Raw genomic sequence first — 12,372 nt, forward strand, 5'->3', positions numbered from 1 at the left:
GGTGTCCTCGTCCTCCCGCCTCCAGTCCCTCGACAGCTGGTACGCCGAGGGGTGGAAGGGCCTGAACGTCGCCGTCCTCGGCCTCGGCGCGACCGGCTTCTCGGTCGCCGACACCCTGGTCGAGCTCGGCAGCGCGGTCACGGTGTACTCGACCGACGCGCCGTCGGACAGCGTCGAGCTGCTCGACGTCATCGGGGCCCGCTTCGTGCAGACCCCGCTCGACGCCGTCCCGGCCGCGCTGCAGGAGCAGGCGCCCGACGTCGTCATCGTGTCGCCCGGCCTGCCGCCGCACAACGCGACCGTGCAGTGGTCCGTCCGGAACAGCACCGTCTGGGGTGACATCGAGCTCGCCTGGCGCGTGCGCGACAAGGTCGTGCGCGGCCCGGTCGCCGCGCCGTGGATCACGATCACGGGCACCAACGGCAAGACCACCACCACGCAGCTCACGACCGCGATGTACGAGGCCGGCGGCCTGCGTGCCGTGGCCTGCGGCAACATCGGTGTGCCGGTGCTCGACGTCGTGCGCGACCCGGACGGCTACGACGTGCTCGTGGTCGAGCTCTCGAGCCACCAGCTGCACTACATGGCGACCTCGGGGGACGGTGCGGTCGTGCCGCTCGCGAGCGCCTGCCTGAACATCGCCGACGACCACCTCGAGTGGCACGGCTCCGCCGCGGCCTACCGTGCCGCGAAGGCCAAGGTCTACGAGCGCACCGTGATGGCGTGCGTCTACAACACCGCCGACGACGTCACGCGCGACATGGTCCAGGAGGCCGACGTGGTCGAGGGCTGCCGCGCCGTCGGTTTCACGCCCGGGGTGCCCGCGCCCGGTGACGTCGGCATCGTCGAGGACGTCCTCTGCGACCGTGCCTTCACCGAGGACCGTCGGAACAGCGCGCTCGAACTCTCGACCGTCGCCGACCTCGAGGCTGCCGGGCTCGCCAGCCCGCACATGACGATGAACGTCCTCGCCGCCGCTGCCCTGGCCCGTGCCGGCACGGTCCAGCCGAGCGCCATCCAGTCGGCCGTCCGGGCGTTCCGCGCCGACCACCACCGCACCGAGCTCGTGGCCCAGGCGGACGGCATCACCTGGGTCGACGACTCCAAGGCCACGAACCCGCACGCCGCCACCGCGTCACTGGCGTCGTTCGACACCGTCGTCTGGATCGTCGGGGGCCTGTTCAAGGGCGTCGACGTGGACGCCCTCGTCGAGCGGTTCGGCCCCGAGGTGCGCGCCGTCGTGGTGATCGGCACCGACCGGACCCCCGTCCTGGAGGCATTCGCGCGACACGCGTCCGGGGTGCCGGTGCTCCAGGTGGAGACGACGGACACTGATCAGGTCATGCCCGAGGCGGTCCGGCATGCCGCATCGGTCGCGAGACCGGGCGACACGGTCCTCCTCGCCCCGGCGGCTGCGTCGTTCGACCAGTTCGGCTCCTACGCCGACCGGGGGCGTCGTTTCGCGGCGGCGGTCCACGAGCACCTGGGAGGCAACGCCGATGGCGACGACGGATCTTCCGAACAGTCGTAGCACGACGGCGACGGGCACCCCGCGTCGCACCAACGGCGCACTCGTCGCCGTCAAGAACGTCTTCGTCGCCGAGTCGAGCACCTTCTACACGATCCTCGGCGTCACGCTGTTCCTGGTCGTCTTCGGCGTCGTGATGGTCCTGTCGTCGTCGAGCGTCGAACAGTACGCCGCGACGCACGACTTCTTCGGTGCGGCGTCCCGCCAGGGGCTCTACGCGGTCCTCGGCGTCCCGCTCATGCTCGTCGCGAGTCGTGTCCCGACGCGGCTGTGGCGGAAGTGGGCGATGCGCCTGCTCGGCGCCGCGCTCGCCCTGCAGCTCCTCGTCTACACACCGCTCGGCATCGACGTCCAGGGCAACCGGAACTGGATCGGCATCGGCTCGTTCACCGCGCAGCCGTCCGAGGTCGTCAAGCTCGGTCTGGTGCTCGGCATCGGCGCGATCATGTACGTCAAGCGCGACAAGCTCGACGACTGGAAAGAGGTGTTCATCCCGATCGGGATCGCCTCGCTCCTGTCGCTCGGCCTCGTGATCCTCGGTGGCGACCAGGGCACCGCGATGATCATGCTCATCCTGGTCCTCGGTGCGCTCTACGTCGGTGGCGCCCGGGCCCGGCACCTGCTGGTCGGCCTGGCGGCGATGGCGGTCATGCTGCCGTTCGTGACGATGGCCTCGTCGTCCCGTCAGGTGCGCATCAGCGCGTGGCTGTCCGGCTGCACCGACTCCAACCAGTACGCCGACCTGTGCTGGCAGCCCGTGCACGGCATGTGGGCGCTCGCGTCCGGTGGTGTGTTCGGTGTCGGGCTCGGCAACTCGAAGGCGAAGTGGTCGTGGCTGCCCGAGGCGGACAACGACTACATCTTCGCGATCATCGGCGAGGAGCTCGGGCTGATCGGCGCCGTCGTCGTGCTCGCACTGTTCGTCGTGCTCGCCGTCGGCATGATCAAGATCATCCGGCAGTCCCGCGACCCGTTCGTGAAGACCGTCACCGGCGGCATCCTCGCGTGGATCATCGGCCAGGCGCTGGTGAACATCGCCGTGGTCCTCGGCCTGCTCCCGGTCCTCGGCGTCCCACTGCCGCTGATCTCGGCCGGCGGGTCCGCGCTCATCATGACCCTGGTGGCGATCGGCGTCGTGCTGTCGTTCGCCCGTGACCTGCCCGGCAAGAACGACCCGCGCACCACGAACCCGCCCCTCGACAGCACCACCACGAACGGACGACTCCGGTGAGCAAGTACCTCTTCGCCGGCGGTGGCACCGCCGGACACGTCAACCCGCTGCTCGCGGTCGCCGACCGGCTGACCGAGCGCGAGCCGGACGCCGAGGTGCTCGTCCTGGGCACCGCCGAGGGTCTCGAGTCCCGCCTGGTGCCGATGCGCGGCTACGAGCTCCTCACGATCCCGCGTCTCCCGTTCCCCCGGAAGCTGGGCGGCGCGGCCCTGCGCTTCCCGCAGCGGTTCGCAGCGGCCGTCAAGCGGACCGAGCAGATCATCCGGGAGCGTGAGGTCGAGGTCGTCCTCGGCGTCGGCGGCTACGCGGCGGCACCGGCGTACATCGCTGCCCGGCGCACCGGCACCCCGATCGTCGTGCACGAGCAGAACGCGAAGCCCGGGCTGGCCAACCGCCTGGCCGCGTTCCTCACCGACCACGTCGGCCTGACCTTCTCGAACACCCGACTGCGGCACGGCCGGGTCGTGGGCATGCCGCTCCGGCGCGAGATCGAGTCGCTCGACCGTCGTGCGAGCCGGCCTGCGGCCCTCGCGGAGTTCGGGCTCGACCCGTCCCGCCCCGTGCTGCTCGTCACGGGTGGTTCGTCGGGCGCCCGCAGCATCAACCGCACGATCAACGCGTCCGCGGCGACGATCGTGGGTGCCGGTTGGCAGATCCTGCACGTCGTCGGTGCGGCGTCCGACATCGGTCCGAGCGACCTCGACGGCTACCACGTGCTGGCGTACTGCGACCGGATGGACCTGGCGTACGCGGCGAGCGACTTCGTCGTGTCGCGCTCCGGCGCCGGCATGGTCTGCGAGCTCACCGCGGTCGGGCTGCCGAGCGTGCTCGTGCCGTACCCTGTCGGCAACGGCGAGCAGCGCCACAACGCGAAGGACGTCGTCGACGCCGGGGGAGCAGTGCTCGTGGCGGACGGGGAATTCGACCAGGACTGGGTGACGTTCCAACTCCTGACGATCCTGCAGGACCGGTCCCGCATCGCGGACATGACGGTCCGGGCGGGCAGCGTCGGGCACCGCGACGGCGCCGACCGGATGACCGACCTCGTCCTCGACGCCGCGAGGCACGCGCAGCACGGCACCGGCGCAGCCAGCACCACGGAGGAACCATGACCATCAAGCCCGACCTGACGCAGCCGATCCCGGACGACCTCGGCACCGTGCACTTCGTCGGCATCGGCGGCGCCGGCATGAGCGGCATCGCACGGATGTTCCTGGCCGCCGGCCACCGCGTCACCGGCAGCGACTCCCGCGAGACCGAGACGACGGGCATCATGCGCGACCTCGGTGCCGCGGTGCACATCGGCCACGACGCCGCGAACGTCGGCGACGCGGACACCATCGTCGTCACGAGCGCGCTGTGGCCGGACAACCCCGAACTGCTCGAGGCGCAGCGCCGCGGTCTGCCGGTGCTGCACCGGTCGCAGGCCCTGGCCGCCCTGATCGCCGAGCACCGCCTCGTGGCGGTCGCCGGTGCCCACGGCAAGACGACCTCGACCGGCATGATCGTCACCGCGATGGTCGAGCTCGGCCTCGACCCGAGCTTCGTCAACGGCGGCGTCATCCAGTCGCTCGGGACGAGCTCGGCGCCGGGCACGAGCGACCTGTTCGTGGTCGAGGCCGACGAGTCCGACGGCTCGTTCCTGCTCTACGACGTCGCCGTGGCCCTCATCACGAACGTCGACGCCGACCACCTCGACCACTACGGCAGCGAGGAGGCGTTCACCGAGGCGTTCGTCGAGTTCGCCGCGAAGGCGAGCGAGCGCATCGTCATCTCGAGCGACGACGCCGGTGCCAAGACCGTCACGGCCGGCATCCGGCAGCGCGCCGACGCCCCCGAGGTCGTCACCTTCGGCGAGGCCGTCGACGCCGACGTGCGCATCGAGCGGATCATCGAGTCGGCGGGCGTCGAGGTCGAGTTCCGTTCCGGCGGCGAAGCGCACCACCTGACGCTGCGCGTGCCGGGCCGACACAACGCGATCAACGCCGTCGGCGCCTTCGCGGTCCTGACCGGCCTGGGCGTCAGCGCCGCGGACGCGATCCGCGGGCTCGAGGCCTTCGGCGGCACCCAGCGCCGCTTCGAACTGCACGGCGTCGAGCGCGGGGTGTCCGTCTACGACGACTACGCGCACCACCCGACCGAGGTCGCGGCGGCACTGAAGGCCGCCCGCAACGTCGTCGGCGACGGCCGCGTCATCGCCATCCACCAGCCGCACCTGTACTCCCGCACCCGCCTGATGGCCGGTGACTTCGCCCGGGTCTACGAGGAGCTCGCCGACCACACCGTCGTCCTCGACGTCTACGGCGCGCGCGAGGACCCGGAGCCCGGCGTGACCGGCGCCCTGGTGCAGGAGCGCTTCGCCGACCAGTCCCGCGTGGAGTTCCTGCCCGACTGGGACGAGGCCGCCGCCCGTGCCGCCGCGGTCGCCCGTGACGGCGACATCATCATGACGCTCAGCTGCGGTGACGTGTACCGGATCATCCCGCAGGTGCTCGGTGCCCTCCACGACGACGGCGCGCTGACACGGTGAAGCGACCAGAGGGGTTCGACGAGGGGGACGTCCGCAGGGACGTCCCGGCCGAGGGCGCCGACGCGCCCCGGCAGCGTCGTGGTCCCTCGATGCCGCGGCTCCCGTTCCGTGGGCGCCCCGCGGACGACCGGGAGGCCCGTCCCGCGTCCGCCGACGAGGCCCCGGTCGTCGAGACGGCCGACCCCACCCCCGACACGACCGCCGGCACCGACGCGTCCGGTTCGTCCCGCGACCGCGTGGGCGCCCTCGCGGGCGCGGCCGGCCGCCGCGTCGGCGCCGGCTTCGGGGCCGTCGCCGACCGCCTGCGCGAGTACACACCGGACGAGGACCACCGCGATTCGCGCCCCGACGCGGGCAACGCGCCCCGAGGAGACGGGGCGCGACGACCGTCCGGGGGCGCGGCGGGCAGTGCACGCGACCAGGACGCGACCGTGACGGACGTGCTCGACGCGGGCAGTGCCTCCCGGCCGGTCCACCAGGACGACGCACCGATCGGTGCCGGCGTCCGTGCGGCCGAGACCGCACGCGAGGCGCGCGTCGCGAAGCGCCGCCGCCGCCTGCTCGAGCGGGCCGAGGTCCGTCGCTTCACCCGCCGCAGCCGCCACCGCCGCGCTGCCTGGATCACCGCGGCCGGCATCGTGCTCGTGCTCGGCGTCTCGATCCTGGTGGCGGTCTTCTCGCCGCTGATGGCGCTGCAGACGATCGAGGTCAAGGGCACGAACCGCGTCGACGAGACCGCGTTGCGACAGGCGCTGTCCGACCAGGTCGGCACGCCGCTCGCGCGACTCGACTTCGACGCGATCAAGCAGGACATCGCCGGCTTCCCGCTCATCGAGAGCTACGTGACGGAAGAGGCGCCGCCGCACACCCTCGTCGTGACGGTCACCGAGCGCACGCCCGTCGTGGCCGTGAAGTCCGGCAGCTCGTTCGACCTCGTCGACCCGGCCGGCATCGTCGTGCAGTCGTCGCCGAAGCGTCCGGCCACGATGCCGCTCGCCGACATCGCCCGCGCGCGCCTCGGGTCCTCGAGCTTCCGCACCATGACCGAGGTCGTGCTGGCGCTGCCCTCGACGGTGCGGTCGCAGGTCACGCGGGTCGCCGGGTCCACCGCCGACGACGTGACCCTGACCCTCAAGGACGGCTCCACCGTCGTGTGGGGGAGCCCCGACGACTCCGACACGAAGGCCGCGTTGCTCGCCGCCCTGGTGAAGGACCACGCGGCGCGGAACCCGGGCGTCGTCGTCGAGTACGACGTGTCGGCACCGGACAACGGCGTGATCCGCGCGAAGGACTGAATTGCCGACCTGATCGGCGACACGCGGCGTGGCGGGGCGACAGTGCGCGGAACCCACCCGTAGCGTCGAAGCCAGCACCACATCTACCAGCATTGCCCCTGAACTTCAAGTAGAGGTTGAGGGTTCAACCGGAGGCCTGACTGACGTGACCACGAACCACAACTACCTCGCCGTCATCAAGGTCGTCGGTGTCGGCGGCGGCGGCGTCAACGCCGTCAACCGGATGATCGAACTCGGCCTCCGTGGCGTCGAGTTCATCGCGATCAACACCGACGCCCAGGCGCTGCTGCTCAGCGACGCCGACGTCAAGCTCGACGTCGGCCGCGAGATCACCCGCGGTCTCGGCGCCGGCGCGGACCCCGAGGTCGGCCGTCGTGCCGCCGAGGACCACGCCGAAGAGATCGAAGAGGCCCTCGCGGGTGCCGACATGGTCTTCGTCACCGCCGGTGAAGGCGGTGGGACCGGCACGGGTGGTGCGCCCGTCGTCGCCCGCATCGCCAAGTCCATCGGCGCGCTCACCATCGGCGTCGTCACGAAGCCGTTCAGCTTCGAGGGCAAGCGTCGTCAGTCGCAGGCCGAGAACGGCGTCGCCGGGCTCAAGGACGAGGTCGACACGCTCATCGTCGTGCCGAACGACCGCCTGCTCGAGATCAGCGACCGCGGCATCTCGATGGTCGAGGCCTTCGCCACCGCCGACCAGGTGCTCCTCGCCGGCGTGCAGGGCATCACCGACCTCATCACCACCCCTGGTCTCATCAACCTCGACTTCGCCGACGTCAAGTCCGTCATGCAGGGTGCGGGTTCCGCGCTCATGGGCATCGGTTCGTCGCGGGGTGCCGACCGCGCCATCAAGGCCGCGGAGCTCGCCGTGGCGTCGCCGCTGCTCGAGGCCTCGATCGACGGCGCGCACGGCGTGCTGCTCTCGATCCAGGGTGGCTCGAACCTCGGCATCTTCGAGATCAACGACGCCGCCCGTCTGGTGCAGGAAGCCGTGCACCCCGAGGCGAACATCATCTTCGGTGCGGTCATCGACGACACCCTCGGCGACGAGGTCCGCGTGACCGTCATCGCCGCGGGCTTCGACGGCGGCGAGCCGGCGCAGCAGCAGAAGGAGCGTCGCTCGAGCTACGTCGACCCCGAGTCGAGCGCGACGGCCCCCGTCGCCGCGTCGACCGGTGCGATCGAGGACTCCAGCACGTCGAGCCCGTCCTGGGCCTCGCAGGAGCACCAGCCGCCGGTGCAGCGCGCCGCCGACCCGGCGTTCGACGACGACGACGAGCTCGACGTCCCCGACTTCCTGAAGTAACCGTTCCATGGCAGGTGATCCGCGCCTCCCGTCCTCGTCACCAGACGACGGACTGGAGGCGCGTGTCGCGTCCGTCCGGAGCGGCATCACCGACGCGGCGCGCGCCGCGGGTCGCTCGGTCGACGACCTGACGCTCATCGTCGTCACGAAGTACCACCCGGCATCCCTCGTCCGGGCCCTGGCGTCGCTCGGGGTCACCGAGGTGGGGGAGAACCGCCACCAGGAAGCGCAGGCCAAGGCCGCCGAGCTCGACGACCTCGCCCTGACCTGGCACTTCGTCGGGCAGCTGCAGTCGAAGAAGGCGCGGCAGGTCCGTCGCTACGCGCACGTCGTGCAGTCGCTCGACCGGACCTCGGTGGTGGACGCCTTCGCGCCGACCGAGGCCGAACCGGAGCCGCCGGTCATCGACGGCTTCGTGCAGGTCAACCTGACCGACGACCCCGGCCGCGGCGGCGTGCAACCGGACGACGTCGAGGCGATGGCCACACGCGTGCTCGAGACCGGCACGATCCGGCTGCGGGGCGTGATGGCGGTCGCGCCCCTCGACGAGGAGCCCCGCGCGGCCTTCGCACGACTCCGGACGATCTCCGAGCGGGTCGTGGCACTCGCACCCGGCGCCACCGACATCTCGGCCGGCATGAGCGGCGACTACGCCGACGCCGTGCTCGAGGGCGCGACACACCTGCGGATCGGCACCGCAATCACGGGAAATCGGCCGGCGGCACCCTAGCCTCGTTGCAGGGCATCCACGTGCACCAACCTCCGGAGGAACCATGGCCAACCCGCTGAAGAAGACGATGGTCTACCTCGGCCTCGCCGACGAGGAACTCGACTACGAGGACGAGCAGCCGCAGCAGGCTGCCCCCGCGCGGCAGCAGGCCCCGGAGGCGAAGGCAGCCGCGCCACAGGAGTCTGCCGCCCCGGCGGACGCTCCCACCGCCGCGGCTCCGGCCGCGGCCCCGGCCGCCGCTCCGGCGCCCAAGACGCACACCCACCAGCGCGGCGCCCAGGTCACTCCGCTCCGCCGCTCGCACACGACCGCACAGAAGGCGACCCCGGTCCAGGAAATGAACGAGATCCTCACCGTCCACCCGCGCGAGTACAAGGACGCCCAGTCCATCGCCGAGAGCTTCCGCGACGGCATCCCCGTCATCATCAACCTCTCGCAGATGACCGAGAACGACGCCCGTCGCATGATCGACTTCGCGTCCGGCCTGTCGCTCGGCCTGTACGGCAAGATCGAGCGCGTCACGAACAAGGTCTTCCTCCTGTCGCCCGCACACGTCGCAGTGAGCGGTGAGCCGGCTGAGGTAGAGTCCGACATCGAGGCGAACTTCTTCGCCCAGTCCTGAGCCGCCCGCGGCCACCCGCCCGTGAGCGTCGTCGCATGACGCCGCTCGCCCGAGACGAGCGAGCCCCATCGTGTCCGTGATCCTAGGGATCATCTCCCTCGCCCTCCTGCTGTACTTCTTCGTGATGTGGGGGCGGTTCGCGCTCGACCTCGTGCAGAACTTCAACCGGTCCTGGCGACCGCGCGGGGGACTGCTCGTGGTCTCCGAGTTCGTCTACACGATCACCGACCCGCCGATCCGCGCGGTCCGGCGGGTCCTGCCGCCGCTCCGCATGGGGCCGGTCGCACTCGACTTCGGCTGGACGATCGTCATGCTCGTCGTGATCATCGCCCGGGTCGTCGTCAACGGCATCGCCGTCGCGGTCTGACCCGATCCAGGTCCTTCCCGGGCCGATCCTGGCCCGCGACACGCGCCGCGCCGAGAGCGCGGTCATCGTTCCGGTCCGTCGTCGGTGTACGGTGGTCGGGATCGATGCTCGCCTCCGGCGCGGCATCCGCACCACAGGGCGCGACTGGTAGATTCGGTCGCGACGCAAGTGGTTCCACACGTTCAGCAGTTCTATTGAGGTGACGGCAATGGCTTTGACGCCGGAAGACGTAGTCAACAAGCGGTTCCAGCCGACGAAGTTCCGCGAGGGCTACGACCAGGACGAGGTCGACGACTTCCTCGACGAGGTCGTGGTCGAGCTGCGCCGCCTGACCGCGGAGAACGACGAGCTCCGCCAGCGCCTGCAGGCGGCCGAGTCCGCTCCGCAGTCGGCGCAGACCGAGCAGCCCGCTCCGGCGGCCGAGCCCGAGCCGGAGCCCGTGCCGGCCCCGGTCGAGGCGGCTCCCGAGCCCGCTCCGGTCGCAGCGGCCGCCCCGGCGACCACGGTCCCGGCGGACGAGGACACCGAGGGCACCACGAACCTCCTGACGCTCGCGCGCCGTCTCCACGAGGAGCACGTCCGCGAAGGCATCGAGAAGCGCGACGCGCTCATCGCCGAGGGCACCGCCCAGGCAGCGCGTCTGGTCTCCGAGGCCGAGGCCAAGCAGCGCCAGATCATCGCCGACACCGAGAACACGAACCGTCAGCGTGTCCAGGTGCTCGAGCAGGAGCAGCGCCAGCTCGAGGGCAAGATCGACGAGCTCCGGACGTTCGAGCGCGACTACCGCGCCCAGCTCAAGAGCTACATCCAGGGGCAGCTCTCCGAGCTCGACTCCTCGAACGAGCAGTCCGGTCTCACCCCGGCGCCGGCATCGGCGCAGGGCTTCGGCAACTGACGTTGTCGCGACCAGCAACACGAGCGAAGGTCAGTGTCCGCGCTATCGCGGCACTGGCCTTCGCCGCTGTCGTGGTGGTGGCGTTCGACCAGGTCGCCAAGGCGCTGGTCGTCGCGAACCTGCCCTACGGCACCCCCGTCCCGGTCCTGGGCGGGGCGCTCCAGTTCCTGTACGTCCGGAACCCCGGAGCGGCGTTCTCCTTCGCGGTGAACATGACGTGGGTGTTCTCGGTCATCTCGGCCGCGGTCGTCGTCGCGATCATCATCTACTCGCGCCGGATCCGCTCGATGTGGTGGGCCGTCGTGCTCGGCATGCTGCTGGGCGGCGCGCTCGGCAACCTGATCGACCGACTCTTCCGTGAACCCGGCTTCGGACGAGGCCACGTGGTGGACTTCATCTCCACCCCGTGGATGATGCCGGCGATCTACAACGTCGCCGACTCGTTCATCTGCATCAGCATGGTGGTCTTCGTGCTGCTGGTGATCCTCGGCGTGAACCTCGACGGGTCCCGCACGGTCTCGGCCAAGCGCGCGGCGCAGGCGGACACGACGGAACCGCTCGACGGCGGGGCGGCGTTCTCGGTCCCCGCAGCCGATGCGGGATCGCCCGCAGCCCACGCGACTTCGCCGGAGGCCGGCGTGGGATCGCCCGTCGCAGACAAGGCCGAGCCGGAGCGGGCCTCCCGTCCGGACCACCGCGACCGTCGCGACACGCTGGGGCACGACGCCACGTGACCGAGTCACGTTCCCTCCCCGTCCCCGACGGGCTCGCCGGCGAGCGTGTCGACGCCGCCATCGCGAAGCTCCTCGGCTTCAGCAGGTCGTTCGCGGCCGACGTCGTCGCCGCAGGCGGGGTCCGGGTCGACGGCGTCCCCGTCGACAAGTCGGACCGCCTGCACGCGGACTCGTGGCTCGAGGTCGAGTGGTCCCCGAAGGAGCCGCCCCGGATCGTGCCGGCGGTCGTGCCGGGGATGACGATCGTGCACGACGACGAGGACATCGTCGTCGTCGACAAGCCCGTCGGCGTCGCCGCACACCCCTCGCCCGGTTGGGACGGTCCGACCGTGCCCGGGGGTCTGGCGGCCGCCGGCTTCACGATCGCGACCTCGGGTGCCGCGGAGCGCGCGGGCATCGTGCACCGCCTCGACGTCGGCACGTCCGGGCTCATGGTCGTCGCGAAGACCGAGCTCGCCTACACGCACCTCAAGCGTGCCTTCAAGGAGCGCACGGTCGAGAAGGTCTACCACGCGCTCGCGCAGGGGCACCCCGACCCGACCTCCGGCACCGTCGACGCCCCCATCGGGCGGCACCCGTCGAGCGACTGGAAGTTCGCGGTCACCGCCGACGGCAAGCCGAGCGTCACCCACTACGAGACGCTCGAGGCGTTCCGCTCGGCGACCCTGCTCGAGGTGCACCTGGAGACCGGCCGCACCCACCAGATCCGCGTGCACATGGCGGCGACGCGCCACCCGCTGGTCGGCGACACGATGTACGGCGCGGACCCGGCGCTCGCACAGGAGCTCGGGCTGACGCGCCAGTGGCTCGACGCCGTGCGCCTCGGGTTCGACCACCCGCGCACCGGTGAGTGGGTGTCGTTCCGGGCGGAGTACCCGGACGACCTGCGCCTCGCGCTCGACCGGATCCGCGCCGCCTCGTCCTGACGCGAGCGCGCGGCCGCGTGGTCCGTCGAGGTTCCGAAATCTCGGCATGTCGGCGCGCTCGGCACCGGTTCGTGGAACCTCGGCGACGCGCAGGCGGCATGTCGTGGAACCTCGACAGGGGCGCCACGGGCGTGTCGCGCGCGGGCTCCGGCCGGGAGGCCCGTCTCGGCCCCGCCCCGTGCCTCCCGCCCGCCACGCGCGGACTCCA

12 protein-coding genes are annotated in these 12,372 nt (G+C 71.4%); all 12 read left to right on the forward strand.

Annotated elements, in window-relative coordinates; translation table 11 throughout:
* Position 1: 1 nt before the first annotated feature.
* The 12 genes from murD to ACGH48_RS08105 all read left to right on the forward strand — a co-directional run bounded on the left by murD (position 2) and on the right by ACGH48_RS08105 (position 12,164).
* Positions 2-1,531 (forward strand): UDP-N-acetylmuramoyl-L-alanine--D-glutamate ligase, encoded by a 1,530-nt coding sequence (murD, locus tag ACGH48_RS08050; RefSeq protein ID WP_396290952.1) that lies wholly within the window; start codon positions 2-4, stop codon positions 1,529-1,531.
* Positions 1,500-2,759, forward strand: coding sequence for a putative lipid II flippase FtsW (gene ftsW / locus ACGH48_RS08055; protein WP_123312952.1), 1,260 nt, complete (start codon positions 1,500-1,502; stop codon positions 2,757-2,759). Before murD ends, ftsW begins: the two co-directional genes overlap by 32 nt.
* A complete protein-coding gene (locus ACGH48_RS08060; protein WP_340197021.1) occupies positions 2,756-3,871 on the forward strand; it encodes a UDP-N-acetylglucosamine--N-acetylmuramyl-(pentapeptide) pyrophosphoryl-undecaprenol N-acetylglucosamine transferase in 1,116 nt (371 codons plus the stop codon). The genes ftsW and ACGH48_RS08060 overlap by 4 nt, the downstream gene beginning before the upstream one ends.
* On the forward strand, positions 3,868-5,289 hold the full coding sequence (gene murC / locus ACGH48_RS08065; RefSeq protein WP_396290953.1) for a UDP-N-acetylmuramate--L-alanine ligase: 1,422 nt from the start codon (positions 3,868-3,870) through the stop codon (positions 5,287-5,289). Before ACGH48_RS08060 ends, murC begins: the two co-directional genes overlap by 4 nt.
* On the forward strand, positions 5,286-6,584 hold the full coding sequence (locus ACGH48_RS08070) for an FtsQ-type POTRA domain-containing protein (RefSeq protein WP_396290954.1): 1,299 nt from the start codon (positions 5,286-5,288) through the stop codon (positions 6,582-6,584). The genes murC and ACGH48_RS08070 overlap by 4 nt, the downstream gene beginning before the upstream one ends.
* Positions 6,585-6,729: 145 nt before the next feature.
* The gene (ftsZ, locus tag ACGH48_RS08075) at positions 6,730-7,890 is read left to right on the forward strand and encodes a cell division protein FtsZ (protein ID WP_111085783.1); all 1,161 of its coding nucleotides are present in this window, start codon (positions 6,730-6,732) and stop codon (positions 7,888-7,890) included.
* Positions 7,891-7,897: 7 nt separating this feature from the next.
* Positions 7,898-8,620 (forward strand): YggS family pyridoxal phosphate-dependent enzyme, encoded by a 723-nt coding sequence (locus ACGH48_RS08080; RefSeq protein WP_396290955.1) that lies wholly within the window; start codon positions 7,898-7,900, stop codon positions 8,618-8,620.
* A 43-nt stretch (positions 8,621-8,663) separates the two neighbouring features.
* Positions 8,664-9,242: a cell division protein SepF gene (locus ACGH48_RS08085; protein ID WP_340197016.1), complete on the forward strand. Its 579-nt coding sequence runs from the start codon at positions 8,664-8,666 to the stop codon at positions 9,240-9,242.
* Positions 9,243-9,312: 70 nt separating this feature from the next.
* Positions 9,313-9,609 carry a YggT family protein gene (locus ACGH48_RS08090; protein ID WP_111085780.1) on the forward strand — a complete coding sequence of 99 codons (297 nt, stop codon included), beginning with the start codon at positions 9,313-9,315 and terminating at the stop codon, positions 9,607-9,609.
* Between the two features lie 208 nt (positions 9,610-9,817).
* Positions 9,818-10,504: a DivIVA domain-containing protein gene (locus ACGH48_RS08095; protein ID WP_340197015.1), complete on the forward strand. Its 687-nt coding sequence runs from the start codon at positions 9,818-9,820 to the stop codon at positions 10,502-10,504.
* A gap of 2 nt (positions 10,505-10,506) precedes the next feature.
* The gene (gene lspA / locus ACGH48_RS08100) at positions 10,507-11,238 is read left to right on the forward strand and encodes a signal peptidase II (protein ID WP_396290956.1); all 732 of its coding nucleotides are present in this window, start codon (positions 10,507-10,509) and stop codon (positions 11,236-11,238) included.
* A complete protein-coding gene (locus ACGH48_RS08105; RefSeq protein ID WP_123312945.1) occupies positions 11,235-12,164 on the forward strand; it encodes an RluA family pseudouridine synthase in 930 nt (309 codons plus the stop codon). Before lspA ends, ACGH48_RS08105 begins: the two co-directional genes overlap by 4 nt.
* Positions 12,165-12,372: the final 208 nt, after the last annotated feature.

The sequence above is a fragment of the Curtobacterium pomorum genome (assembly GCF_044497295.1).
Taxonomy (GTDB): Bacteria; Actinomycetota; Actinomycetes; order Actinomycetales; family Microbacteriaceae; genus Curtobacterium.

Bases quoted from the DNA above. Each gene is read 5' to 3' on its own strand.
- ftsW (WP_123312952.1), top strand. From the start codon at position 1,500: ATGGCGACGACGGATCTTCCGAACAGTCGTAGCACGACGGCGACGGGC.
- murC (WP_396290953.1), top strand. From the start codon at position 3,868: ATGACCATCAAGCCCGACCTGACGCAGCCGATCCCGGACGACCTCGGC.
- ACGH48_RS08080 (WP_396290955.1), top strand. From the start codon at position 7,898: ATGGCAGGTGATCCGCGCCTCCCGTCCTCGTCACCAGACGACGGACTG.
- ACGH48_RS08085 (WP_340197016.1), top strand. From the start codon at position 8,664: ATGGCCAACCCGCTGAAGAAGACGATGGTCTACCTCGGCCTCGCCGAC.
- ACGH48_RS08095 (WP_340197015.1), top strand. From the start codon at position 9,818: ATGGCTTTGACGCCGGAAGACGTAGTCAACAAGCGGTTCCAGCCGACG.